Below are 25,412 nucleotides of genomic sequence, written 5' to 3'. Positions count from 1 at the left end.
ACCCCGGGCGAGCCTGGTAGATCGGCACACAACAACGCTTGAGGCCACGGTGGCCCCCTCGCAGGCCCCTGAACGCACCAGGGCCTGGGCCATCAACACCACGACCGGTTCCGGTCTCGTGGTCAGTGCCCCGCCTATCCTAAACGCATACGCGGGCATCTCATTCCTCGGACCCTCCTTCGGGCCTCCGGAACGTGCCGCCGACCGCTGATCAAGCGCTTACCTGCGGGTCCGGCAGGGCCGGCCTCACCCGGTCCACCGCATCGTCCGTCGGTGTGCCACCAGCGAACGAGGCGTCGGTCTCCTCATCCCTCGGCCGGCCGGCGATCCCCGTCCCGAAGAGTCGTGGGCGATGGCGCGTCCGTCCGCCGGACACGCACCACCGGGCAGGCCATACCTACCGCTGTCGGGTACGAGGAGATGTAGGCGGCCCAGGCATCCTCGTATCCCTGGTCGTTCGGCCTCAGGAGGGAGGCGTCGGCGTCCACCCAGCATCCGCGTTCGGTGAACCTCACCCGACCGGGCATGATCAGATTGCGCCACCATTGCTTCTGCTCGGGGTGGCCGACCCCGATGATCAGGTCATGCTCCGCACCCGCGGCGACCATCACCACCAGGCGGTGCCAGGTGCCGCTGCGACGCCCGTGAACCTGCAGACCGGCGAACCTGACCGGGACGATCCGGTACAGCGGTGAGGACAGCAGGCCCAGAAGGATCCTCCCAGGGACGGAAGGACCGCCCAGTGAGGGCGCACAGAGTCCGAGCACAGCTCCCAGGACCGCACCCGCGATCAACCCGGTACCCAGCCCGAGGGCGATGACCGATACGTCGGCCCAGTCGCTGTCCGGCAGGGTGGCTCCGGTGAAGATGACCGCCATCGCCGGGCACCAGGCCATAGCGCTGAACGAGACCCACCGGAACGGATGCCGGGCCACGCCATGCAGGACGAGTGCCTGGGCGCCACCCAGGACCGCTCCCATCATCACCCCGATGGCCGCGGCGCCGACCAGGATCAAGGCCAGCGGAGGGGACGCCTGGGAGCTTCCGTCCCCGGAGAGAGCAGCCGGTACGGTGCCGGCGGCCCATCCGAGGGCGGCGACCAGAGTCGTCACGGCCACCCAGCGCCCGACCGGCAGTCTCGGGAAACTGCTCCGGAGCAGGCCGGCCATCGCGACCGACACCGCTACCCCCTCCACCACTCCCCCGGCGACAGCCAGCCCGATGGTGAACAGGACCTCGCCGGATCCGTCTGCGGCACCGACCACAGAGTCCGTGACCCTGGCCGCCGCGGCTGCGGCGGTCATCCCCACGCCCTCAGCCGCTGCCAGCGCCAGCACCCAGTGCCGGACCGGAGTCCAGGGCTTCGATTCCCGCTCCATGCCCATCACCAACCCTGATCAGAGCCTGTTCTTGCCCCTCACCCTCCAGGTCCAGAGTTGACACGCGCCCCAGCTCTCGGCAGAGGCAAAAGTCCGCCATCCGCCGGGCCCCCGGACAGGGCCTTGACGAGCACGCGGTACCTGCTGGTGCCATCGCACGACATCTCACCCCCGTGGCAGATCGTCCGAGAGCTGTTTCATGTATAAGGAAACATCCTGATGGATATCTACTTTCGCGGCGAAGATCGTTACTTGGACACCCCGGTCGCCGGTCTCGTTCATTTCCTCCTGCACGACGACCAGCGACGCGATCGCGTGCCGGCGGCCCCGTCCGGCCAGGAGCAGACTCAGGACGGCCGTCGCGTGCCCGGGTTTCAGGCACCCGGACAGCGCGCTCCGGTCCTCGTCCCTTACGGCCGGAACGTAGTCCAGAAGGCGCACGGCGAGCGCGGTCGCCGCCACCGGTCCGGCCCCGTGCGCACCGGCCTGTTCGGCGAGCGCGGCCTCGACGAGAACGCGGCACCGGACGCGCTCTGGCCGGGGCCTGCGCATGCGGGTCTCACCCCCGCGGCAGATCGCACGAGAGCTGTTCCATGTACGAGGAAACGTCCTGACGGATACTGACCTTCGCCGCGAAGACCGGTACCTGCGCGCCCCAGTCGCCGGTCTCGTTCATCTCGTTCAGCAACGGCCAGTCCCGGTGGCTGCTGAGCGCCGTGTCGACCGCGGCCATGCTTTCCTCGTCCCGGTCCGCGCGAGCGTGCGTGTAATCCTCCAGCCAGGCGCAACTCACCGCGGTCAGGAGTTCGGTGCCGAAGTAGTAGCGGTCCTGGCTCAGTTCGGTGACCGGGTCGGGGAGGTCGAATCCGGCCGGGAGCGGCACGCCGCGCAGCATGGTCGCGGCCGTGGCCGCCGAGTTCCCGGGCGTGACGGTCCCTTCTCCCAGATCTGCGTTCCACTTCTGGGGGTCCACGACCCGTAACGAGCTCAGCACCGCGAGGAACTCCTCGTGGTCACGCGCGCGGTCGAGCCGGACGGAGACGAAGATCTCCCCTGCGGGGATGAGAATCTGCTCGGAGAGCGCCGTCTCGAACAGTGGCGCCTGCCGGCCGAAGATGGTCAGGGACGTCCGCCGGCTGACGTCGGCGCCGATGCGCTGCACGGTGCGTTCGTAGGCGGACTCGGGCCCCCACCAGATCGTCAGTTTCTCGTCGCCCTCCCCGGTGAACTGCTGCTCCCCGTCGTCGGGCGCGTTCTGGACCAGGGAGGCCGGGCGCCACCGGTCGTCGTCGACGGTGAGGTACGGATTGCCCGTGGCCACGAGGGGTTCCTGGGGCAGTTCGTCGGCCGGCGCGACCGGGGCCCTTCCCTGGACGAGCACGACGCACACCGCGACCACCGCTGCGGCCACCGCCGCCGCGGCCGGCCACGGACGACGTGAGGGCCGGGTCGCCAGGGCCGGCGGCCCGTCGTCCAGGTCGAGGGCCGGGATCCGATCCGGCAGCACGTCGTCGTTCCGGTCTCCGCGCAGGATCTCCTCCAGGAGTTCCTGCCCGGCACGATGGAATCGCGCAGGCGACGACGGGGCGGGACGCACCCGGTGCATCAGATCCTCGAACTCCCGGTTGTTCATTGATCTCAACTTCTTTCCGGCTGGGACGCGGTACGGGCAACCACTACATGTCCGGGTCCGCCGTGGTCGTCGCGTCGCCCGGCGCCCACCCGTTCGGGAGCCCGAAAGTCTTTACGCACGGCCTTGCGGGCGCGGAACAACCGGGAACGCACCACCGGGGCGGGCAGATCCAGCAGGATGCCGATCTCGCTCGGGGTCAGCTGGTCCCAGACGGTCAGCTCCAGCACCTCGCGGTCGGTCGCCTCGAGTGCACCCAGGGCCGCGTCCACGGCCAGGACCTCGACCAGATCGGCCGACGGGTCGTCCACCGCGTCCTCCCGCAACTCCAGCCGGAGCCGCTGACCGAGCTGGCTGCGGCGCCGTTCCCCCCGGGCGTGGTTGGCCAGCACGCGGCGCGCCACGCCGAACAGCCACAGTCGTGCATCTTCCCCCGCCGGTATCTCCTCACTCCGGCGCCAGGCCACCAGAAACGTCTCCGCGACCACGTCGGCCGCGTCGTCGGGGCCGTTCACCCGCCGAAGGACGTAGTTCAGGATCACCGGGAAGTGGGCGGAGTACAGGTGCCGGTAGGCAGCGTCTGACAGTTCCCTCACGACCTACTCATGTCCGGACCAACCACCGGCGTTGCGCGGTGGCGGGAACATTCTGACCGCGCCGACCGGGCCCGTCGTACAGTGCGACAAAAGGGGTGACACGCCCTGGCATCCGGATCATGACCACGTCGTCCTCCGCGCCCCGCCCGATTCTCGGCCCGCTGAACCGGCAGTCCCCGTGGATGAGGCCCTGCCCGCAGACCGCGTGCGCAGTCGGCTCTCCGCCTACGTCTACGGCAACATCCTGGTCCTGGCCGCGATCATCGGCACCACCGGGGCCGCGGACCATGCCCACTCCTGGCTGATCGTCCTGGCCACGGCCCTGACCACCTACCTGGCGCACGTCTTCGCCCACCACGTCGCCGAGCAGGTCGGGCGCACCGATGAGGAACACCGCAGCCACCTGATGCACGAGATTCGTTATGCGGTACCATTCTCAGTTCGGGGATCACCCCGGTGCTGATTTTTCGCCGGTCTCGTCGAGCTGCGCCTGGCCGGCACCGGACTGGTCGTCGAACGCCTGAGCGGCCGCCGGACCTCGGCCGCCACCCTGTGGAGCGGAGCCGGGATCGCGGCGGCCGGCATCGTCATCGCTCTGCTCAAGGTGAAATTCTCACGCTGAGAACGGTTCCGGGTCAGGTTCGCCGGAACTCGCTCACCTCCCGTCGCGGTCGCATCCGAGCAGGTCCACGTACTCGGAGGCGTCCTGCCGGGTGCCGACCTTGCCCGACAGCAGGAGGATCCCCGAGTCGGGAGCCTCTGCCCGCGCGTTGATCTCCCTCTGCAGCGACCATTGCTGGTAGCCACTCAGCGCCTTGTACACGGCGGCCATCTTCTTCTCGTCCTGGTCCGCGTAGGCCCGGAGGTACTCCCCCAGCCAGGCGCAACCGACAGACCCCAGGACCCGGCCGCCGAAGGTGGTGCGGTCTTCGCTGAACCTCGTGGCCAGGGTCGAGGTGTCGAAGTCGTCAGGAATCGGCACGTCGCTCAGCATCTGCCCCGCCACCTCCGGCGACTGCTCGGGCCGCACCACGTCCGGCCCCAGGGAATCCTCCCACCGAGCGGGTTCCAGGACCTGCAGCTCACTCAGTACCGCGGTGAAGGCGTCACGATCGCGCACCCCGTGCACCCGCACCGTGATGAACGCGGAACCCGAGGTGAACAGCACCTCCTGATTCAGCGCATCTTCGAGAACTGTTGCCCTCCGGCCGAAAATAGTCAGCGGATCCCGCTCCCGCAGGTCGGCCCGGCGGCTGCTCAGGACCAGGTCCGCAACCCGGGACGGATACCACGTGATGGTCACCGTCCGCCCCGCCAGCGTGAAGACCTGACTTCCGCTGCGCTCGTCGTCCTGGCTGAGCGACGTCAGCCGCCACCGGGCATCCTTCATGAACAGATGGGGATTGCCGTCGGTCGCCACCGGTTCCTGCGGCAGTTCGACGGCGACGGGATCCGCCGACCCGGAGTTCTCGTCATCGCGGTGGACGAACACGAGCAACGCAACGGCGACAGCCATGACGACTCCCACCCACCACCAGCCGGACGCGCGCCGCCCACCGGGTGTTCGGGAGCTGACATCGGGACTGGACATGATCTCCTCCAGGAGCTGCGGCCCGGCCTCCGGGGAAAGGGACGGCGGGCGAACGCATCGTGCGGACACCCCCTACATGTCCGGCCGGCACCCGTACATCGCGGCACAACCCGGGAACGGCCTGCGGCGTCGAACAGCCATCGGCTGAACAATCCTGAGGAGTGAGATGACCAACCTGCTCGCCCGCCCCCGTCACCTGATCCTGATCGGGTCGATGGCGGCCGTTCTCGCGGTAGCGGTCATGGTGGACGCGTCCCGGCCCGCCGCGGCGGGCCAGCCTCCGGCTTCGGTCGCGGCGGGGACGACGATCGCCCAGCAGGTCGTCACCACGACCTACGACCTGGGTGACACGGCGTTCCGGGACCGGGAGACCGGTGCTGTCAGCGAGGTTCGCGGCGTCGTGTTCCGGCCCCGGACGATCAGGGGCAAGGTGCCACTCATCGTGCTCGAGCACGGCACCTGGTACGCCTGCACGAATGCGGACGAGACGAAGTGGCCCTGCCGGAAAGGACGCGCCGATCCCAGCTACCGGGGATACGACTACCTGGGCCGGCAACTGGCGGCCCAGGGGTACGTCGTGGTATCGATCGGCTCCAGCGGCATCAACCAGACCGCGGCCAGTGAATACGGAGCCCGGGCCGCTCTGATCAATCACCACCTGAAGCTGTGGAAGCAACTGCAGGAGGGCACCGGTGCGCTGCGTCCCCGGCTGGCCGGGCTGACCGGTCACGTGGACCTGCGGCGGGTCGGCACGATGGGACATTCGCGGGCCGGGAAGGGCGTCATGTGGCAGGCCTCGGACAAGCACCGGCACCAGTGGCCGAAAGGCGTGACGGTGAAGGCCGTGCTTCCGCTGGCGCCGGTGAAGTTCGACTGGCCCCTGGGTGACATCAGCGACACCTTCACCACCCGGGTGCCGGTCGGGGTCGTCATGGGCTCGTGCGACGGCGGGATCAGTCAGTCGCTGGAGGGACAGGGCTACCTGGACGACGTGAAGGGAAAGACACGGGCGGGCGCCTACTCCATCGTTCTCGAGGGGGCGAACCACAACTTCTACAACACCCGGTGGACGCCGCCCACACCGCTCGCGTACGACGACAGCACCTGCCCCGGCCGCACGCTCACCCCGGCCACCCAGCACAGCGCCCTGGTGCAGTACGCGACGGCGTTCTACGGGCGTTTCCTGCTGGGAAAACACAGTGCCGAAGCGACTCTGAACGGTGACAAGCCCCTGACGGGGGTCACCAGCCGGACGCGGACCGTCGATCCGGTGAAACCGTGAGGTCGCATGACCTTTCGACGGGAGTGGAGACGCCGGCCCGGCTCGCCCGCCACCAGGCCCCGGCCGGGTGTGAACCCTTGACCGGTCCCGCCACGTGCTCTCTCGGGCACCTCGACAACGTCGCCGACGGTCTGTCCTGGTGAACGGTTCGCGAGTGCTGGAAGGACGATGTCATGGGCGAGCAGGTACTGGTGGCCGGAGCGGGGATCGCCGGTCTGGCGGTGGCGCGGGCTCTGCGCGGCCATGACATACCGGTGGTGCTGAGCGAGCGGAGCGAGGACCGCTCCGGGCTGGCCATCGTACTGCCGGGCAACGCCGTGACGGCCATCGACCGGCTGGGGCTGGGCGAGCGGCTGGCCTCGCTCGGGTCGCCGACCCGGCGCCGGGAGTACCGCAGTGCCCGGGACCGGCTGATGTTCGGCGTCGACGAGGACGCCTTCTGGGGGCCGCAGGCCCGGCCCCGGTGTGTGCGGCGCTCAGACCTTCTGGATCTGCTGGCCGACGGCCTGGACGCACCGGTGCGCCGGCCGCTGGCGGTACGGGCGACCACCCCGCAGGACGACTCGGTGCGGGTCGAGTTCGGGGACGACACCACGGAGGACTTCGGGTTCGTGATCGGTGCCGACGGCATCCGGTCGGCCGTGCGGTCCGGGCTGCCGGGAGGCGCCGAGCGCACCCAGGCTCTGCTCACCGGGTCCAACTGGCGCTTCATGGCACGCAATCCCGGGGTGGACTGCTGGACCGTGTGGACAGGGCCTACGGCGACGTTCCTCCTGGTGCCGGTGGATCAGGGGCAGGTGTACGGGTACGCCTCCAGCGTGGTCGGAGGTGTGGTCGCCGACAATCCGGACTGGCTGCAGACCACTTTCGCCACCTACCCGGCTCCGGTCCGGCAGGTGCTGGCGGAGCTCGCCGGGCGCCCGGACACGCTCTACCACTCAGCGGTCGAAGAGGTCCGCTCCGGCACCTGGGCACATGGACGCCGCGTGCTGATCGGTGACGCGGCGCACGCCACCGCCCCGGTCTGGGCCCAGGGCGCGGCCATGGCCCTGGAAGACGGTCAGGTGCTGGCCGACCTACTGGCCACCCACCCGTGGGACCAGGTCGGCGAGCGCTACCAGAATGCCCGGCGCGCTCGGGTGCAGCACGTCCAGGACTCCACCGACCGGTTCTCCCGGGCGGCGGCGCTGCCTGCCATCGTCCGCAATTCGCTGGTCCGGTTCGTCGGGCCGCGTTCCTACCGCAGCACGTACACCCCGCTCAGGACGCCACCTGCGGCCGTCTGACGGGCCCCGATTCACCGGCGGGGCGGTCACGTCATCCGTGGCCGCCCCGCCGGGCGCAGGCGAAACGTGGTGGCCACCATCGGAAGTTCCGCGCCCCTCACGGAACTGATCCTCGGGCACCGCACCGTGGGCGTCGTCCTCTGATCCGAGGTCGGCGTGTCCGCGGTATCGCTTGGCCGCCATTCGCAGACCGGCCACCCTAGCCTGGTGGGATGACCACGGAGATCCCGGGCGAAAGGCTCACGACAACAGCGTTTCTGACCACTCCGGACGAGATCGCTGCACTGCTGGGCAAACCCGTGCCCGCCGTGATGATGAAGCAGATCGATCACCTGGATCCGGGCGCCGTCTCGGTGCTGCGGCATTCCCCGATCGCGGGTGCCGGATACCGGGACACAGCAGGATCGCGCCGCAGCACGTTCGTGGGTGGTGACGCCGGGTTCCTCGAGGTACTCACCCCTACCCGGATCGCCTTCTCCCTGCCCGAGACCTCCCCTGTGCCAGCGAATTCGACCGGTTTCTCCTTCGTCTTCCTCCTACCCGGGGTCAGTGAGACCCTCCGGCTGAACGGCCTGATGCTGAGCCGCGACGGGGCCCGGACCGTCGTGCGGGTGCAGGAGGTCTACGTGCACTGCGCGCGGGCCATCGGACGGTCCCAGCTGTGGGTGGCCTCGCATTCCCCGGCTCCATCCGGCCGCAACGTCCCCGGCGGATCCGGCCCTCTGAATGCACCGGGGGTACGGGAGTTCCTCGCCGCCGCACCGTTCCTGGTCTGCACCAGCGGCGATGCCGACGGCGGGAGCGACACCAGCCCCCGGGGTGACCGGCCGGGTTTCGTCCGGGTCATCGACGGGCACACGATCGCCATCCCGGACCGCAAGGGCAATCGCCGCGCCGACACCTTCCACAATCTGCTGCAGGACCCCCAGATCGCCCTCGCCGCGCTGGTGCCGGGCTCCTCGCAGGTCCTGCACCTGAACGGGACCGCTTCGGTCACCACCGATCCGGATCTGCTCAGCACCATGGCGTTACGAGGTATGAGCCCGCACGCGGCGCTGCTGATCGACGTCGCCGGAGTGGAACTGGGCGTCAGTGTCCCGGTGCGAGACGCCCACCTGTGGGATGCGACGGCCCACGTCGACCGCGACGCGTTCCCCGATCTGAACATCCTGGCGGCCCAGCACCTGGCCACCAACCCGGCCCACCGGTGGGGCCTGCTGATCCGGCCGGTGGCAGCCCTCCTGAAGCTCTTCCCGAACGTCACCCGGCGCCTGATCGGCCGGTCGTTCAGCTCGGCCCTGGCCCAAGAGGGCTACGACAGTGATTCTCCGGCCGCCGTGCCCACCCCGCCGCGCCGGGCGTCCACACCCGCGCGCCGGTTCGAGGTGTCCGCGATCCGCCGGGAGACACCCGACGCCGTCACGATCGTCCTGCGGGGCGGCGACGAACCTCTGGACTTCGCTCCGGGACAGTTCTTCACGTTCGGCCTCGACGTGGACGGGACCACCGTGCGGCGCGCCTACTCCGCGTCCTGCGCTCCCGGCTCCCCCGAACTGGAGATCACCGTCAAACACATCGACGACGGGATCTTCTCCAGCCATCTGCACCGGAAGCTCGCGGTGGGCGACCAGATCGAGGTCCGCGGACCCTCGGGTGCACTCTTCGACCCGGCCCCGGCCGACACCGACGAGATCGTCATGGTGGCCGCCGGCAGCGGTGTCACCCCGATGATGAGCATCATCCGGGCGCGGCTGGCCGGTCCGGGCCGCGCCCGTCTGATGCTGCTGTACGGCAACCGGGACGAGACCAGCATCATCTTCGCCGGTGAGCTGGCCCGGCTGCAGCGGGAGCATCCGGGCCGGCTGGTGGTGACGCACCAGCTGACCGGCCCGGAACCCACCTGGACCGGCCGGACGGGCCGGATCACCGGCGCGTCCCTGACCGGCTGGCTGGCCACCGTGCATCCCTCTCCCGAGGCCCGCTACTACCTGTGCGGCCCGGACACCCTCATGAACGGAGCCCGGGAAGTCCTGCGGGAACACCAGATCCTGGACGATCGGATCCGGCTGGAGAGCTACCGCAGCGCGGCCCCTCCCGACCCGAGCGGCACCGCCCACCGGATGAACGTCACCGACGGCGGGGCCGAGATCGGCGCCGGAACGGTCCCGGCCGGACAGACCCTGCTGGAGGCCGGGCTGGCCGCCGGGCTGCCGATGCCCTACTCCTGCACGGTCGGGAACTGCGGCGAGTGCGTCGTGAAGCTTCTCTCCGGCCGGGTGACGATGAGCGAGCCGCACTGCCTGCCCGTCGGGCAGGAGGCCGAAGGTTACGTCCTGACCTGCGTGGGCCGCGCCCAGACCGACGTCACGCTCGACATCGCCGACCTCTGAGCCGCCTCGGTCCAGGATATCCACCTTCTTGTTGGTGATCATGCAAATCTTCCCCGGAAGGTTTGCATGATCACGAACGAAGGAGCGGCGAACGTTGCTGGTCGATCCCCGGGGTGTCTCAGTCCAGGACGGCCAGGGCGTCGATCTCGACGAGCATCTCCTCGCGCGGCAGGCCGGTCATGACGGTCGTGCGGGCCGGGAGGACGCCCGAGGCGCAGCGCTGCGTGACGAACTCGCCGTAGGCCTCGTTCATCGCGGCGAAGTCGTCGCGGGTGGTCAGGTAGACCCGCAGCATGACGACGTCGTCGAACGTGGCGCCGCCGGCCCGCAGGATCGCGTCGACGTTCTCCAGCGTGCGCAGCGTCTGGGCCTTCACGTCGCCGGGGTACAGGTACTCGTTCGTCACCGGGTCGACCGGGCCCTGGCCGGACACCTGGAGCACCGGACCCTTGCGCACTCCCTGGGAGAACGTGTGGGCGGGCGCCGGGGCGTCGGTCGTGGTGATGGCGGTGCGGGGCATGCTCATGGCTCCTACTGACTTTCTTCAGGGATTCCGATGCGGCGATGGAGCGGACGAGATACTCAGGCGCAGTAGGACGCTCGGCCAACGCGCGGATGACGACAGCCGGGGATCGACCCACAGCACGCAGTTCCTGTCGACCTCGACACGTCCCGCCGGGGACGAGCCTAGTACGGACGAGTCCCGGTTCTCCTGAACGGGCTCGATGTTCTGCGAGCTCGCCCTCACCGTGGCGGGGTGACCTCGTCCGTACGTCCCTGGTGGTTCCGGCGGGTCAGCCACCAGCCCAGGCCCAGCCCGACCACACTGACCCCGACCCCGACCCCGGTCGCGACGACGGCCAGGGTTGCGTCACCGGAGACCGCCGCGTCACCGAGCGCGGTGTAGGCGAACGCCCGTGGGGCCGAGCCGATCAGCGTACCGAGGGCGATCTGGTACGCGCGCAGACCGATCACCCCGAAGGCGTAGGACAGCGGCGCGTCCGGCACCCCGGGGATCAGCCGCTGCACGACGACCGCGACGGTGCCGTGCCGCCGGGCCAACTCCGTCAGCGCGCGGGTGCGTTCCCCACCGATCTCCTCGACCGTTCCTCCCCCGGCCCGGCGGGCGATCAGCAGGGCCAGCACCGAGGTGAGCGTGGTGCTGGCCAGGCTGCACGCGAAGCCCAGGCCGGTGCCGAACATCGCGCCGCCGGCGGCGGACAGCAGCGGCCCGGGCACGAACACCAAGGCCAGCACGGCCGATGTCACGATGAACACGGGCCCGGCCAGAAGACCGAACCGCTGCATCTGCGACTGCAGACCCTCGACCGAGACCGGCAGGAAGAACGCCGTCAGCAGGCCGAGCGCCCCCAGGAACACGACGAGCCCGGTGAGACGGAGCACCGGACGCTGCACGTCGACAGCCTCGCACATCCGGCCGATCGTCCCCCTCGAGGGCCGCTGATCAGGTCCAGGACCACCGCACCGTGACCGAGGACGACACCGACAGCGTGCCGGGCGAGATCGAGATCCCGACCGGCGCTCATCGGCCCGATATCCCGGTCATGGCCGGCGTGCCGACCGGCGGATCCAGGTCACGGGTGGCCGGGACCAGGACGGCAGCGATGGCGCCGAGGGCCCAGATACTCGCCAGGGTTGCCGCGGCGACCTCGACCCCGGCTTTCTCGGTGAGGACGGCCGCGCCCATGATGCCGAGGGCGGGGGCGCCGGTCATCAGTGCGTTCTGGGTGCCCATGACGCGTCCGCGCAGGTCGTCGTCGATGCGTTCCATACTGAGAACACCGAGCAGGCTGGCGAAGAGGCCGCTGGAGAATCCGATCAGGAAGGCGCCGGTGAGGATCACGACGGTGCTGAGAAGGGTTGCCGTCACGGCGAATCCGGCGACGGTTCCGGCCATTCCGGTGACGAGCCAGAACCGGCGGGAGCGGGTGCGGGCGGCGACGGCGTAGAGGCCGCTGCCCAGCAGCAGGCCGAGGGCGAGGGTGGTGAGCACCAGCCCGAGCCGGTTCTGCTGGCCGGTGCTGGTGAAGTGGACGGGCAGGACGAGGCCCTGCAGAGCGGCGAGGACCACGGCGGACAGGCAGATGAGTGCGGTCGTCGTCACCAGAAAAGGGCTGCTGAACAATGCTTTCCAGCCAGCGCGGAGACCGGTCCCGGGCCCCGGCGCCTCTACCGTGGTGAGTGTGCTCGGGATCAGCAGGGTGACGAGGGCGGCGGCCAGGGAGGTCACGGCGGTCACCCAGAGCACGGTGGTGCCCTCGAAGAAGGTCAAAGCCCCGGCCGCGATGGCCGGCCCGATCACGATGCAGAGGGCGCCGAGACTCTCCCGGAGTCCGACCAGACGCTCGGGGGTCATGCCGCTGTTGCGGGAGATCGCGGGCAGCAGGGCCTCTCGGGCGGTCAAGCCGGGAACGTCGCCCAGTGATCCGAGGACACCGAACAGGACGAACCAGCCGACGGTCAGGTCGGTGGTGAGGGCGACCAGGGGCAGGGCGGCAGTCGTGGCGGCGGAGACCAGGTCGGTGACGATCGACGACGTGCGGCGGTTGATCCGGTCGATGACGCTTCCCATGAAGATCCCGGCCATGACGGCGGGGACCGCAGTGGCCGCGGCGACCACACCGGCTTTCAGAGGGCTTCCGGTGGACTGCAGGATCACCAGGGGCAGGGCGACCGCGGCGATCGAGTTACCGAGGACGGACAGGAAGTAGGAGCCGAGATAGGCGAGGACGACGCGGGGCATGGGCCCAGTGGAAACTGCGACGTAGCGGCAGGGTCAAGGGCCGGGATCCGGCCGCTGACTTGGTCATGTTGAGGTGCTCGGCACGGTCCTGGTCGACTCGCCGTCACAGATCCCCAAGAGGAATGATGACCGCCGACCCCGACCTTAAAGCCTTCCTCGCTGCCGCAGAGATCTACCTCGACGTGAACGCCTTCGACGCCACGTCCATGAGTGATCTGGTTGCTGCCTTTACCCGCGAACCGGCACCCGAGAACCAAGTTGCTTTCCGCCGCGGTCTGGTCAAAGGCGTGCGGGTGGACGAGATGATCGCCCGCGGGATGCGAGAGGCCACCATCGTGGGGGTGCAGCGGTTCGTGACCGAGGACACGGTGAGGGAGCTGCGCCGTCTGGCCATCTTGAACTGGTTGCCGGACGGCTGGAGGCACCCTGGGGAACCGAGAACTGCCAGGTGAGAGCCTATGGCAGAGGGCTTCCCATCAGGTTCTCTGCTGAGCCCGGGGCCGTGGCGATCAGGACGCTTGATGGCAGACGGCCTCCAGGTTGATGCCGTAGGGGTCGGTCACGAAGCCACCGAAGTAGTCCTCGTGGTACTCGGGATGGAACGCCGGGGTCAGCAGCTCGGTGGCGCCGGCAGCCAGTGCGGTGTCGTAGAACGCGCGCACCTCGTCGTGCGTGTCAACGGTGAAGGCCAGATGCATGTTGGTGCCCACCGTGCCGTTGTCGACGAGCCAGAAGTACGGTTTCACCCCGGCCAGACCGAAGCCCACCATGGCCGGCATCCCGGGCTCGTAGTCCGGCGGGATGTCGAGCATCCGCGTGATGCCGATCGAGGCCAGTACCGGGTCGTAGAACCCGACGGCCGCGACCAGGTCCGGCACGGCAATGTTCAGATGGTCGATGCGAGATCCGGAACGATCGGTCATCAGAGTTCCCCCTTCGGCAGGCAGTGAACCCACCGTAACCATCGAACTCCGTACCGCGAGTGGACCGGGCGCTCAGCCCATCCTGCGGGACTGCAACTCTTCGGGTGTGTAGCGGGTGGCTTTCCGGTGCCATTCAAGGATTCCGGACATCCAGTTCTTCAGATAGGCCACGTGCTGCCCCAACGCCTCGCCGACCGCGTCATCGAGTTTCAGCTCGGTGATCAGGGCGGGCAGGTCGTGGTCGGCGATCAGGGTGAACTGCTGCATTGAGGAAGTAGGCGTAGTCCTGGGCGGCGGTGTCGAGTTCACGCAGTACTCGATGGGCGGCTGCGGCTTCGCCGGCGATTTCGCAGACGCTGCCTGAGCTTTGCGCGGCAAAGCGACACGCCCGGCGGATGCCTGGACCAGCTCGGCGTCGAGCCGGGATGTCCCTGGTGCGGTCCTGCGTCGTGTCGCCGTCGATAGCCTTGATGGGTGATCATGATGACGCCGATGCTGGAGCGCTGGAGTGTCGTCGACTGTCCGTTCTGGGTGGTCGAGCAGCCCCAGTACTTCGTCCCGGTGTCCGCGCGGCCGACGCCCGGGCAGGTAGGAGCCGCGATGTGGGCGTTGATCGGCCGCACGGCCACTGCTGACGACCTGTCGATCATCCCGGCGACGGCGACCGAGGCCATCGAGACGTATCTGACCAGTGACGACGGTGACTTCGCCCCCGGTGGCCTCCAGATCACGGCGCCCGACGTCGTCATCGACCCCGGCTGCTGCTTCGGCCTCGACGAATGGCGCACCTGGCTCGAGGTTCTTCACGGTGACAACATCTACCTCGGCCACGACCCAGACGTGTCGCTGGAGCACCGCGGATCGACGGTACGTCTGTGGAAGACCAAAGACGAGATCCGGCCAGGAGAAGCGCCCGGCGACCATCACACCGACATCCCTCGCGATGCTTTGGCCCGACTTCTGCGTGATGTTCAGCAGGACCTCATCGGCTTCCTCACTGCCCTGCGACCTTGGGCGCAAGCGATCGTCCCCCATCTGGCCGAGCCGCTGACCCTCGCGGTGGACCAGCGCCTGCGCATCAGCGCCCCTCTTGAGCTCGAAGCAGAGCAGCATCCGTCTCAGATCTGACGGAACTGCAAGGGCGAGAACCCACATCAAGCCAACGAGGAATCAGGGGGATTTCCTACTGTCTCCCCGGCGGAGAGGGTGTCAGCCGCACGTGCGGCGATAGTCCCCACCGATGTACTCGGCCCACTCGGCCCGCGTGAGATCACGGCCGGCGCGACCGCAGAGGTGTTCCTTCGACGTGTTCGCGCCGAGGTACCAGATCTCCACCGGCCCTGGCCCTCTCATGGCCAGGTGAACGCCGTCCGGGCTGAATGTCAGGAGATCCACCCCTGCCCCATGGTCGGAGATCAGCCCCAGCGCCCTACCGGTGGCGACGCGCCACATCCGCACGGACTCGTCCTGGCCCGTACTGGCCAGCGTTCTCCCATCGGGAGAGAAAGCAAGGGCTTCGACGACGTCCTCATGGGCGGTGATCACGTGCAGTTGCTGACCGCTCGCAACGTCCCAGACCCGAACCGTATGGTCATAACCACCACTGGCCAGCGTTTTTCCGTCCGGGCTCAGCGCGAGAGCCAGCACATACGAGGTGTGCCCGGTGAGTTGCCGCAGCAATCTGCCACCACGGGCGTCCCAGATCCCGATCTGGTTGCCGTTACCCGTGACGGCCACAGTAGTTCCGTCGGAACTGTAGGCAAGGCGGCCCACCTGACTGGTGGCGCCCGCGAACGTCCGTACGACCGTGCGGCGAGCGGTGTCCCAGATCCGGACGGTTCCGTCGTGGTAGCCGGCAGCGAGAAGATGACCGGGGCCGAAATCCATTGTGGTAAGACGCTTGCCAGCGACAGAGAGTTTCCCGGTGGGCAGACCGGTCACCGGGTCGCGTAATTGCACGGTCCCGAATCCCCCGGTGTTCCCGGTGTCCTCGAAGGACCCTGGCACGCCGACATCACCGGTGGCCAGGACAGAGCCATCGGCACTGAACTCGACCTGCCCCGTTCCGCCTATCCCCCGGTCGACGTTCCCCCGAGCCCGACCGGTGTGGGCATCCCAGAGTCGCAGCCGGTCTGCCAGATACCCCTGCGCCGAGGCAAGGAGCGAGCCGTCCGGCGAATAGGCCAACCCCATGATCTGTCTGGGCGCTTGCCCCAGAAGACGGGTGCTGTCGCCGGTAGCCAGTGTCCACAGACGTACGCGATTCGCCACGGCGGCCGCCACGGTCTTGCCGTCGGGGCTGAAGGCCAGGCCGGAACCGCTGACGGCCTCCCCCGCGAGACTCATCGACAGCACCTCGCCGCCGTTCAGGTCCCACACCTGCACCCGGTCGGAGCGGTTGAGTGTGGCCAGATGCCGGGAATCGGGACTGTAGGCGATGCCGGACACCGAGTGGAGCGCGTAGGCAGAGACGTCACCCCGGCTCTTACCGTCCTTCGCCCCCCAGATGCGGAGCTCCGAATCCGGCCCGACACCAGCGAAGGTCTTCCCGTCCGGACTGTGCACGAGAACATCTGTCGAGCTGGTGGTTTGTCCTTTCACCACGTGGATCTGCCTCCCGGTGGCACCCGACCAGATCCGGATCGTCTGATCCGCGCTCGCCGTCACGACGGTGTTCCCGTCCCGGCCGTACGAGACCGTATTAACCGTTTCCGTGTGCCCCTTCAAGGTGTGCAACAGCTTCCCGGTGGCTGCATCCCACAGGCGCGCCGTGTTCCTCGTACCGTCGGCCGTGGCCAGCGTCGTGCCGTCCGGGCTGAATGAGACACCTGTCATGGCCTCCGTCCGACCGACGCCGGCCGCGGCAGTCGCGGCGTCCGTCAGACGGCGAATCTCCCGTCCGGTGAAGACGTTCCAGAGGCGCGCCGTACCGTCCCCGCTACTACTGGCGACCATCGCGCCGTCAGGAGACCAGACCACCTGCAGCACCGCGCCCTGATGTCCGGTAAGGACACGTTTCTGGCTGCCGTCGGCGGCATTCCAGATCCGTACGGTCTTGTCGTAGCTGGAGGTCGCGAACATCGTGCCGTCGGGACTGTAGGCCACCGCGGTTACCTCGTCGGTGTGCCCACTGACCGTGCGAAAGATCGGCGACCGGGCCGCGACAGTCAGCAGGTCTTCAGTGTCGGTGGTGTGATGAATGCGGTCGGCCTCCAGCGCCAGCAGCGTGGCCAGGCGCGGATCGCTGCGCAGCAGGTCTTGCGCCTGGCCCACCATCTGATCGACCAGGATGCTGTTGCGCGACAACTCGGCCGCCCGGGTCTGGCGGAACGAGACCACGGCGAGCACCGAGGCGATCGTGAACAACGCGGCAAAAAGACCGGCCAGGAAACGGACCCGGCGGGCACGCCGTTGTTCGGCGGTCCTGGCGGCGTCCTGATGGTTCTGGCTCGCCACCAGGAATTCCTGGTCGAGTGTGGTCAGGGCCTGCGGGTGTTCCCCGGACCATTCCCTCATGGTGTTGAGACGGTCGCCGCCCCACAGTGTTCCGGATTCGTCGCGGTGGGTGTTCCAGTAGAGCGCGGCGTTGCGCAGTTCCTCGTGCAGCCGCAGGCCGGTGCGGTCGTCGTTCAGCCAGCCCTGCAGTTCCGGCCAGGCCGTGATGATGGTCTCGTGGGTGAGGGTGCTCGTGAGCCGGCCGGAGGTGACGATGCGGGCCTCGTTCAGGCGGCGCAGAACGGTCTCGGCATCGGCCTTTCCGTCTTGGAAAGAAGCCAGGAGGTCGGACGTGACGACACTCTGGCGGGTGTCGTTGGTCCCGTCACCGATACTCACCATGGACAGGAGCAGAGGACGCACGATCTCCCGTTGGTCGGCGCTCAGGTCGTGGTAGACCCTCTCGGCGGTCGCGCTGATGGCGTGGGCCAGACCGCCCATCTCGCGGTAGTCACCCAGCCGGAGCATGGTGCCGTCGCTGTCCTCCCAGAGCTGGCGCAGTGTGTGGGCCAGCAGCGGCAGGGACTCGGCACTGGTGTCGTCGAGCAGGGCCCGGGTCAGCCCGAGGCCCAGAGTGAGACCGGCCGCGCGGGCCGGGCCCTCGATGACTTCCTGGAACTGCGCTCGGCTCATCGGAGGCACGAACAGGGAGTGGTGTTCGAGGTGGACGCGCAGGATGTCCTGCGCGGCGAACTGCGCGTAGAAGTCCGCCCGGAAACTGAGGAGGACCACCGCGTCCTTCATCGACGCTCTGATCAACGCAGCGAGGAAGGCCTTCCGCTCCTGACCGGAGCACCCGAGGGTGAAGAGTTCCTCGGCCTGGTCGACCACAAGAAGGACGCGGGCACCGTCGGGTCGTTCCTCCAGCAGAGGGCCCAGCGAGTTCCCCAGCGCGTTGGGCTCGCGGGCGAGGTCGTCCGGCAGCGCGCCGACGGCGTGGTTCATCAGGGTGATGCTGTGTGCGAGCGCCTGGAGCGGTTTTCGGCCGGGCTCGAGGTACACCACCGGCCAGTCCTGCGAACCGTCGACATCCAGCAGCGCGTTGTCGACGGCGGGGATCAGTCCGGCCCGGAGCAAGGAGGTCTTGCCCACTCCGGAGGATCCGGTGACGATGAGCAGACTCACGTCGGCCTGCGCGCGGACGGCGAGGCGGGTGAGCAGGGCGGCGAGGATCTCGTCACGACCGTGGAAGAACCCGGCCGCCGCCTCGGCCGGGCCGACCGGGTCGAGGCCCGGGTACGGGGCCTGCCCGGGGTCGGGCCGGCCGGTCTCGTCCACCGGTGTGCGGCTGTCGATGAAGCGGCGGATCTCGGCCTGCCGCAGCTGTTCCAGGCGCATGAGCTGTGCCAGGGCCGCGCTCTGGCGAGCGGCGTAGTCGTCCACGCGGTCCTGCCCGGCCTGCACCTGATCGAGGATGACCCGGTGGCCGGTGGCGATCACGCCGGTCAGGTCGTTGAGCACACGGACGAGGCCGGCGTGCAGATCGGGATCGGCGCTGGTCTCGTCCAGGGCCCCGCTGAGGCTGAGGAACCGGCGCAGCTCATGCTCGAAGACCAGTCGCACCCCATGCTGCTCGTCCTCGGAGAGCAGCCGTTCGAAGGTCTTCTCCAGCACGGCCTGCAACCGGGCGGACTCGTCACCCTCGGTCTTCTCGTCGTGCCGGGTGCGCCGCCAGACGTCTTCGACGACGCTGGCCATCAGATTCCCGCCGACGCCCGCGATGATCGCCGCCGCCCCCGCGGTGCCCCCGGCCGCGAGCGCGGGCAACCAGATCTGGGCGCTCGTCGCGGCGGCGAGTCCCGCGACCAGCGACAGCCCTTCCGGCGTGGCCTCCCCGCGTAGCCGGGACATCCAGTTGCGCGCGCCGGCGCGCCCCTCGTCCGTCATTCTTCACCCCCGCCGCTCAGCTTAGACAGAAACGGGGCTTTTGCTACCTATTGTCGCCGGAGTTGGTTGGCCGTCAGCTGGGCATTCATCCAGTGCTGATCGGTCTGCACGTGCCCGGCCCGGACCCATTTAGCCACGTGGGTGCCGAACTGCGGGCGGTCGAACGAGCCGGCTGTCCGCACCACGAATCCCTCGCTGCGGTCGGCATCCCGGCCGGCCTGCCAGCACCGCAGCAGTTCTCGGGGGCCATCGGTGGGGAACAGCCCGCGGTAGAGCACCGGAACGCAGCTCAGGGCGAGCAGTTGCGCCCATTCCTGGGTGCTGTCCCAGTCCAGGCAGGCGTCGTCCTGCCAGATGCTGAAGACCAGGAAGTACGAGGGCAGGTCGTCGTAGGCGATGGAGTGGCGCGCGTAGAGGTTCTCGCCGCACACGCGCATCCCCTCGGGCAGGTCCGGCCACAGCCGTCCGGCCAGCGCCCGGACCCAGGTGCGGGAGGGGTGGGGCCGGGAGTCCACCGAGCGGGCATGCACGTAACCGGTTCCGATGGTGGTGTTCTCGCCGTCCATCTTCTCGGTCAGCACTACCTCTGCGCCGGTCAGGGCGGTGAGGTCGGCCAGGTGCTCGTCGTCGGCACCGGCACCCGGGCTGCCCGGCAGGTGCCGGGTGCGCGGGTACTTGACCCGTTGCGCAGGGCGGGCATTCATGACGGTGTCCGGGAGGTGGATGACCAGGGGACGCGGGCGGCCGGGTGTGCGAGGACGGCGGCTCGGGAATCGAGCCATCGGGAGTGGTCGGTGTAGTCCCACGAGGTGCGGTTCGGCTCCACCACGGTGAGGCTCTGGTACTCGTCCGGGGTCGGCCAGCGCAGTCGTGCCGCCATGGTCGTGACGGCGGCGGCCGGGACCGCGTCGGCGCCGGGTCGGGTCGTCTGCCGTTGGAGGGCCAGGGCCAGCGGAGCCGCGAAGTAGACGGCGTGCAGCCCGGCCCCGTACCGGCCGGCGTAGGTGATCAGCACGTCCCTCACCTCGCGCAGCAGGTGGGTGGCATCCACGCAGATGTCCCGCCCGGCGGCCAGGTGCTCGGGGATCTGCTGGAGGACGGCGGCCGCCGCGGCTCGACGGTCGCGTCGACGGGCGCCCTCGCTGGAGAGCACCACCCCGCCGGTGGCCGGTGCCCAGGTCTCCCGGGCCCAGGTGGACTTGCCCACCCCGGGCAGGCCGATCGTGTAGGTGATCGACCCTCCGGTGCTGTGCCGCTCGGCGGCCGCCAGATGCGCGGATGCGGCCCCGGCGTTCGTGATGGCTCCCTCCACGACGGCGCGGAAGGTCTCCCGAAAGGCCCGGGGGTCGACGCTGCCGCGCACCGCCACCTGGTCGAGCACCCCGTGGCTGCCGGGCCGGGCCGCGTCGAGATCCTGCAGCACCAGGTCGGCGAAGGCGACCTGATCGGCCAGGTCGTGGGCGTCGTCGCAGATCCGCCCGCGCGAGTCGCTGTCCCACAGGGCCGTCAGCAGCTGCGGATCGGCGACGTGCGACATCCGCAGGGCCGCACCCGGATTGATCCGGGCGGCCGCGTACGTCCACATGTGGGCGCGGACCAGCGCGTGGACACCGGCGTACACGCCCAGGGGCAGTTTCAGCAGCGCCGGATGGGTCGCGAACAGCGTCGAGACCAGCTGGGCGCCCGCCAGGTCGTGCCCGTGGGCCGCCCAGCGTCCCGGCCCGATCTCCTTCGTGGTGACGGGTTTTCCGACGTCGTGCAGCAGCCCGGCCAGACGCAGGGTGATCGCGGACCAGGGATCGTCCAGGAGCCCGGCCTGTTCGCGGGCCAGGTCGTAGACCCAGCGCGAGTGCACCGCCACGTCCCCCTCGGCGTGAAAGGCTGCCGACTGCGGGCATTCCCGTAGATCGGCCAGCTCAGGCCGAGTCTGCGACGTCAGGTCGACGTCGGCTCCGCGCAGCGCGCACTCGATCGCGTCCATCCGTGCCTCACCTGATTCTCCGCTTCCGTGACCGGTCGAGAGTCGCGTGGCTGGGCGCGGCGGGCAAGTTGTTTTCCGGTCGCGGCGTGGCCGGAAGTGCGCGACCAGCAGGCCTGTCCGCACACCATGACCCTGGTGGTGTTCGACCAGCAGGGCCGGCGCACCACGAAAAAGGTCACGCCGGAGGACTACACACCGAAACTGGTGCGGATCAGGGTGGACGGTGCCGTTCAGGTGCTGCTCGTCCCGGGTGGGCATTTCGGCACCTCGGACAACAAGGAGATCACCATCGCCGCGGTCGGGCCGTACCTCTACTGATGCTCGATCCCGTGAATCTCACGGTCCGTAACCATGCACACGAATTGCCGTGAAAGGGCTAACACCCCCCGGATCGGGCCGCCAGTCCGGCGACCGCGTGTGGGTTGACCGCAGCTTCCGTAAGTTCCCCAACACCAAGGGAATCGTCAGCGACGCGAACGCCAAGCGGGACGGCTGGAAGATGTGCGGTTCGTGGCCCAACCGCACCGAGTCGGTCTACAACGCCGAGTACGCGGCCCGCGCCTGCGCCGAGCTGAGCGGTGTGACCAAGTGCGGCAAGTGGTACGTCGACTGATCTGCTCAGCGGTCGGCTGACGCATGGATGTAGGCGTCCGGACCGGTCATGCGTAGCTCCTGGGCGGTGAGATCGGTCGGGGGCCCGATCTCCACCCAGGACTCCGCCCGGACGTGCGGCCTGGTCAGCGGCTGGGACTGGCCCTCCGGACGGTGCCGGCGAATCCGTCGGCACCACTGGCCAGGCCCTCGGCCGTCCACTCGTCGGCGCCGAGGGCCTCGAGCGCGTGGTCCAGGGCGCTCTCCCAGGAGGCGCTCTCGGGCACGAAGGCCGACAACAGCCAGCCCCCGACGACGAATCCCGCTTCCACGGCGTCGGCGGGCGGGAGCAGCGAGGCCGGGTCCTGCTGCTCGACCAGGGCGGTGAGGAAGGTCTGCGCGGTCGGCCGGTCGATGTCGGTCCAGGCTTCCATGTGCACGACGGAGTCGGCCAGGGACGCGATGCTGTCGGGGTTCGGGGGCCCGTCGTACAGGTCGAGCAGCACGTGGTTGTCCACGGCGAGGCACAGGTCGACGGCGTCGGCGAAGGCCTGATCGCCCTGGTCGACGAGGGTCTGGGTGGCCACGACCGATCGCGCCGGATCCCGCGCGACCACCGCGGCCAAGGCCTCCCGCACGAGCGGCTCCACCTGACGGTCGATCCTCATCGGCACCACTCCTTCATGCTCCGGTTCTCCTGTCGCCCGGCCGGCGGCAGGTCCGGCCACGTTAGTGGCGATGAGCGGGTCCGGCATTTTGTGCGGAAGCGACACCGTCATCCCGCCCGGGATCGTCTGCGGCCCGTTCGAGGAGCTCTTCGAAGATCCGCACGATCTGGTCGGCTCGCTCCGGTTGTACGCTGCCCACGGCGTGGATGAGCTTCCCGACGTAGCCCTCCGCCACGCGGTTGATCTCGAGGAACACCTCGATCTGGGCGTCGACCGGTTCCAGTTCCACGTTCTGGACGGTGAGACCCGGCAAGACCCAGCGCCTTTCGGTATCGGCGTTGGAGTAGGCAAAGCCGATCTGGTACAGCGGGTTCCGCTTGTCCCCGTAACCTCCCGCGAGACTGGCGACCAGATGACCCACCGGCACATGACGATGCGCGATGGCCCCGGCCACCGACCGCTTCACCCGGTCCATGGTCTGCGCGAACGAGTGCTCCGGGTTCACGGTCTCCCGAACGACGGTGCTGTTCTGGAAGAACCCCACGGTGTCGAACTCTTCCTCCTGCGAGCGCAGATCGGTGACCACCGCGACGTTGAGGTCCGGGACACCGCTCACCCGCCAGATGCTGCGCAGCAGCGCTGTGAGCAGGGCGGAGAACGGCGTGGCCCGGTGCGCGGCGGCCATGGCGTCCAGGCGTTTCGAGGGCAGTTCCCCGAGCCGCACCTCGCACACGCGGGCCTTGAAGGCGGTGCGCTGGTCTTCGGGGCGGACGTCGGGAAAGGGCCTGGGCGGCAGGGGTGTCAGTCGTGAGGTCCAGTAGTCCGGGCCTTCCGGGTCCTCGTCGCCATGATCGGTGAACTCGTGCAGCTGGGGGGCAGGGCCGAGGTCGACGTCCGGGTCGGCGTAGGAGGCGCACAGATCGTCGATGATGATGGCCTTGGACCGCTCGTCGACGATGATGTGGTCGAGCACGAGGAACACGTCGAACGTGTCCTCGCCCGAGCGCAGCACGGTGCACCGGAACAGCGGGCCATGATCCAGGTCCAGGGGTCCGTCGATCAGGTGACGGGCGAGCTGGTCGGCCGCCGGCCCGGGCCCGGCGGCGAGGGTGGGATCGGTGGGGCTGAGTTCCCGGAAGACCGATGGGGCCGCGGTGGCGTGGACCACCTGGACCACCTGGTCGCCCTGCCACGCGAAGGTGGTCCTCAGCGCCGAGTGCCGGGCGACCACCGCCCCGACCGCGTGCTCGAGGCGGTCGGTGTCGAGCGGGCCGGTCACCTTCAGCCGGGAGACGACGTTGAAGCTCCCGTCCTGGTGGGCGCGGCGTGGCATGGTGTACAGCCGGGTCTGGGCCGCGGTCGCGAGGTGGATCTGTGGGCGCAAGGGACTTCTCCTCGATCGATGACGATGGGTGGATCGCCCGGGCGCCGGTGTTCAGGCCCGGTTCCCGGCCCGCAGGGCCTGGACGTCGACCTCTCCCTTGTGCGTGCGCGGAAGCGGGCCGGGCATGATCACGACCCGGTGGGGGACTGCGGTGGCCGGAAGGTGCTGCGCAGCGTGACGGCGAACGGCGGCCGGTGACAGCCCTTGGCCGCAGACGTAGGCGATGGTGCCGACGGTGTGCCGTCCCTGTGACACTCCTTCCACGTGGGCCTGGGCGAGCTGGGGGTGCAGCAGCAGGGCACCCTCGATGTCGCCGAGTTCCACCCGGGTGCCGTTGATCTGGATCTGTCGATCGATCCGGCCGGCGTGCACGAGCAGGCCGTCGGCGTCACGTCGGGCGAGGTCGCCGCTGCGGTACATCCGGGCCGGGGCGGGCTCTCCGGGCCACCGGATCTCGGGGAATCGTTCCCGGGTCAGGTCCGCGGCGCCCAGGTAGCCGTGGGCCAGGCCGATCCCTCCGATGAGCAGTTCGCCCGTGGCCCCGGCCGGAACGGGTCGCAAGGACTCGTCCACCAGATGCACCCGGGTTCCCCAGATCGGCGATCCGATCGGCACGTCGGGTCCTCGGCTGCCGGGGGTGCACCGGAACGCGGTCGAGTCGATGCACGTCTCGGTGGGGCCGTACTGGTTGTACAACGCGGTCCACGGGAACCTGCGTAACCAGGCGTCCCGTACCTCGGCACCCAGCGGCGCCCCACCGGAGAACACGTATCTCAGCGATGCGGCCGCCTGCACGGTGGTGAGCGTGGATACCTCTTCCAGGATGCGGGGCACGAAGTGCAGCGTGGTGATGTGGTCGTCACGGACCTGGTCCATCAGCGTCTGCGGATCCTGGGCGTCCGGTCCGGCGACGACCACGCTGGCCCCGAAGGCCAGCGGAGCGAGCATCTCCCAGATCGAGAAGTCGAACCCGGTGGCGGCGTGCCACAGGACCCGGTCCCCGCGCGTGAGCGGGTAGGTGGCCTGGCCCCACCGCAACCGGTTCACCAGTGCCCGGTGCGGCATCACCACCCCCTTGGGCTGCCCACTGGTACCCGAGGTGTGCATCACGTAGGCGACGTCGTCGCCTCCGTGCGGGCTGATCGGGGCGGTGCGCCCGGGCCCGTACCCGTGATCTGCCTCGATCGCCCCGGAGCCGATGACCGGCGGCCCGAGGGCGCCGAGCCGGGGGTCGTCCGTCACCAGGAGATCGGGTCCGACCCGGGTGATGACGGCGGTGAGCCGGGACACCGGCTGACCGGGATCGAGCGGCACGTACCCGGCCCCGGCCCGCATCACCGCCACCGCGATCGCGATGTGGGCGCAGCTGCGTCGCAGCGCCACCACCACGTTCGTGCCCGGTCCGGTCCCACGGGCAGCCAGGAATTGCGTCCAGGCTTCGATCTGGGCGAGGAGGTGCCCGGCGGTGACGAGCCGGCTTCCCTCGACGACCGCCACCGCCCCCGGTGCCGCACGCAGCCCGGTGAGCACGAGGGCATCCGCCGTCACGAGTACTCCCCGCGTTC

Annotated in this window: 24 protein-coding genes; 8 read left to right on the top strand and 16 right to left on the bottom strand. The window is 69.2% G+C overall.

What is annotated here, in order from left to right:
- Positions 1-305: 305 nt before the first annotated feature.
- From QSK05_RS20780 to QSK05_RS20765, 4 genes are all read right to left on the bottom strand, one after another.
- The gene (locus QSK05_RS20780) at positions 306-1,379 is read right to left on the bottom strand and encodes a PNPOx family protein (protein ID WP_285598930.1); all 1,074 of its coding nucleotides are present in this window, start codon (positions 1,377-1,379) and stop codon (positions 306-308) included.
- Between the two features lie 165 nt (positions 1,380-1,544).
- Positions 1,545-1,931, bottom strand: a complete 387-nt coding sequence (locus QSK05_RS20775) for a hypothetical protein (RefSeq protein WP_285598929.1) — start codon at positions 1,929-1,931, stop codon at positions 1,545-1,547.
- A gap of 7 nt (positions 1,932-1,938) precedes the next feature.
- Positions 1,939-3,012 carry a hypothetical protein gene (locus tag QSK05_RS20770; protein WP_285598928.1) on the bottom strand — a complete coding sequence of 358 codons (1,074 nt, stop codon included), beginning with the start codon at positions 3,010-3,012 and terminating at the stop codon, positions 1,939-1,941.
- Between the two features lie 5 nt (positions 3,013-3,017).
- On the bottom strand, positions 3,018-3,605 hold the full coding sequence (locus QSK05_RS20765) for an RNA polymerase sigma factor (RefSeq protein WP_285598927.1): 588 nt from the start codon (positions 3,603-3,605) through the stop codon (positions 3,018-3,020).
- A gap of 178 nt (positions 3,606-3,783) precedes the next feature.
- Here QSK05_RS20765 and QSK05_RS20760 point away from each other — a divergent pair, with 178 nt between their 5' ends.
- On the top strand, positions 3,784-4,068 hold the full coding sequence (locus QSK05_RS20760; RefSeq protein ID WP_285598926.1) for a hypothetical protein: 285 nt from the start codon (positions 3,784-3,786) through the stop codon (positions 4,066-4,068).
- A gap of 192 nt (positions 4,069-4,260) precedes the next feature.
- Here the strand turns inward: QSK05_RS20760 and QSK05_RS20755 are convergent, their stop codons facing one another.
- On the bottom strand, positions 4,261-5,196 hold the full coding sequence (locus QSK05_RS20755) for a hypothetical protein (protein WP_285598925.1): 936 nt from the start codon (positions 5,194-5,196) through the stop codon (positions 4,261-4,263).
- Between the two features lie 166 nt (positions 5,197-5,362).
- Between QSK05_RS20755 and QSK05_RS20750 the strand changes: the two genes are divergently transcribed.
- The 3 genes from QSK05_RS20750 (at position 5,363) to QSK05_RS20740 (ending at position 10,154) form a co-directional block, all read left to right on the top strand.
- On the top strand, positions 5,363-6,478 hold the full coding sequence (locus tag QSK05_RS20750) for an alpha/beta hydrolase (RefSeq protein ID WP_285598924.1): 1,116 nt from the start codon (positions 5,363-5,365) through the stop codon (positions 6,476-6,478).
- A gap of 173 nt (positions 6,479-6,651) precedes the next feature.
- The gene (locus QSK05_RS20745; RefSeq protein ID WP_285598923.1) at positions 6,652-7,764 is read left to right on the top strand and encodes an FAD-dependent monooxygenase; all 1,113 of its coding nucleotides are present in this window, start codon (positions 6,652-6,654) and stop codon (positions 7,762-7,764) included.
- 212 nt (positions 7,765-7,976) lie between these two features.
- Complete coding sequence (locus QSK05_RS20740; RefSeq protein ID WP_285598922.1) at positions 7,977-10,154, top strand: pyridoxamine 5'-phosphate oxidase family protein; 2,178 nt, start codon at positions 7,977-7,979, stop codon at positions 10,152-10,154.
- Between the two features lie 118 nt (positions 10,155-10,272).
- On the opposite strand, the gene QSK05_RS20735 is transcribed toward QSK05_RS20740, so the two are convergent.
- The 3 genes from QSK05_RS20735 to QSK05_RS20725 all read right to left on the bottom strand — a co-directional run bounded on the left by QSK05_RS20735 (position 10,273) and on the right by QSK05_RS20725 (position 12,918).
- Positions 10,273-10,680: a RidA family protein gene (locus tag QSK05_RS20735; RefSeq protein WP_352302008.1), complete on the bottom strand. Its 408-nt coding sequence runs from the start codon at positions 10,678-10,680 to the stop codon at positions 10,273-10,275.
- A 218-nt stretch (positions 10,681-10,898) separates the two neighbouring features.
- On the bottom strand, positions 10,899-11,588 hold the full coding sequence (locus tag QSK05_RS20730; protein WP_285598920.1) for a TVP38/TMEM64 family protein: 690 nt from the start codon (positions 11,586-11,588) through the stop codon (positions 10,899-10,901).
- A gap of 109 nt (positions 11,589-11,697) precedes the next feature.
- Positions 11,698-12,918 carry an MFS transporter gene (locus QSK05_RS20725; protein ID WP_285598919.1) on the bottom strand — a complete coding sequence of 407 codons (1,221 nt, stop codon included), beginning with the start codon at positions 12,916-12,918 and terminating at the stop codon, positions 11,698-11,700.
- 125 nt (positions 12,919-13,043) lie between these two features.
- Between QSK05_RS20725 and QSK05_RS20720 the strand changes: the two genes are divergently transcribed.
- The gene (locus QSK05_RS20720) at positions 13,044-13,370 is read left to right on the top strand and encodes a hypothetical protein (RefSeq protein WP_285598918.1); all 327 of its coding nucleotides are present in this window, start codon (positions 13,044-13,046) and stop codon (positions 13,368-13,370) included.
- Between the two features lie 57 nt (positions 13,371-13,427).
- Here the strand turns inward: QSK05_RS20720 and QSK05_RS20715 are convergent, their stop codons facing one another.
- On the bottom strand, positions 13,428-13,841 hold the full coding sequence (locus QSK05_RS20715; RefSeq protein ID WP_285598917.1) for a VOC family protein: 414 nt from the start codon (positions 13,839-13,841) through the stop codon (positions 13,428-13,430).
- 72 nt (positions 13,842-13,913) lie between these two features.
- The gene (locus QSK05_RS20710; RefSeq protein WP_285598916.1) at positions 13,914-14,108 is read right to left on the bottom strand and encodes a hypothetical protein; all 195 of its coding nucleotides are present in this window, start codon (positions 14,106-14,108) and stop codon (positions 13,914-13,916) included.
- 207 nt (positions 14,109-14,315) lie between these two features.
- On the opposite strand from QSK05_RS20710, the gene QSK05_RS20705 reads away from it, so the two are divergent.
- On the top strand, positions 14,316-14,969 hold the full coding sequence (locus QSK05_RS20705) for a hypothetical protein (RefSeq protein ID WP_285598915.1): 654 nt from the start codon (positions 14,316-14,318) through the stop codon (positions 14,967-14,969).
- A gap of 81 nt (positions 14,970-15,050) precedes the next feature.
- On the opposite strand, the gene QSK05_RS20700 is transcribed toward QSK05_RS20705, so the two are convergent.
- From QSK05_RS20700 to QSK05_RS20690, 3 genes are read right to left on the bottom strand one after another with little or no spacing between them, the layout of a single operon-like run.
- The gene (locus QSK05_RS20700) at positions 15,051-19,223 is read right to left on the bottom strand and encodes an nSTAND1 domain-containing NTPase (protein WP_285598914.1); all 4,173 of its coding nucleotides are present in this window, start codon (positions 19,221-19,223) and stop codon (positions 15,051-15,053) included.
- Between the two features lie 47 nt (positions 19,224-19,270).
- A complete protein-coding gene (locus QSK05_RS20695; protein WP_285598913.1) occupies positions 19,271-19,927 on the bottom strand; it encodes an RNA ligase family protein in 657 nt (218 codons plus the stop codon).
- Positions 19,924-21,204, bottom strand: a complete 1,281-nt coding sequence (locus QSK05_RS20690) for an AAA family ATPase (RefSeq protein ID WP_285598912.1) — start codon at positions 21,202-21,204, stop codon at positions 19,924-19,926. Before QSK05_RS20690 ends, QSK05_RS20695 begins: the two co-directional genes overlap by 4 nt.
- A 96-nt stretch (positions 21,205-21,300) precedes the next feature.
- On the opposite strand from QSK05_RS20690, the gene QSK05_RS20685 reads away from it, so the two are divergent.
- Entirely contained in the window at positions 21,301-21,522 is a 222-nt protein-coding gene (locus tag QSK05_RS20685; RefSeq protein WP_285598911.1) for a hypothetical protein, read from the top strand.
- Positions 21,523-21,619: 97 nt separating this feature from the next.
- Complete coding sequence (locus QSK05_RS20680; RefSeq protein WP_285598910.1) at positions 21,620-21,817, top strand: hypothetical protein; 198 nt, start codon at positions 21,620-21,622, stop codon at positions 21,815-21,817.
- A 124-nt stretch (positions 21,818-21,941) separates the two neighbouring features.
- Here the strand turns inward: QSK05_RS20680 and QSK05_RS20675 are convergent, their stop codons facing one another.
- The 3 genes from QSK05_RS20675 to QSK05_RS20665 form a co-directional block, all read right to left on the bottom strand.
- Positions 21,942-22,463: a hypothetical protein gene (locus QSK05_RS20675; protein WP_285598909.1), complete on the bottom strand. Its 522-nt coding sequence runs from the start codon at positions 22,461-22,463 to the stop codon at positions 21,942-21,944.
- A 61-nt stretch (positions 22,464-22,524) separates the two neighbouring features.
- Complete coding sequence (locus QSK05_RS20670) at positions 22,525-23,847, bottom strand: condensation domain-containing protein (protein WP_285598908.1); 1,323 nt, start codon at positions 23,845-23,847, stop codon at positions 22,525-22,527.
- Between the two features lie 51 nt (positions 23,848-23,898).
- Positions 23,899-25,395 (bottom strand): amino acid adenylation domain-containing protein, encoded by a 1,497-nt coding sequence (locus QSK05_RS20665; protein WP_285598907.1) that lies wholly within the window; start codon positions 25,393-25,395, stop codon positions 23,899-23,901.
- Between the last annotated feature and the right edge of the window lie 17 nt (positions 25,396-25,412).

Source organism: Kineosporia sp. NBRC 101731 (genome assembly GCF_030269305.1).
Taxonomy (GTDB): domain Bacteria; phylum Actinomycetota; class Actinomycetes; order Actinomycetales; family Kineosporiaceae; genus Kineosporia.
This window is presented reverse-complemented; position numbering and strand designations above follow the sequence as displayed.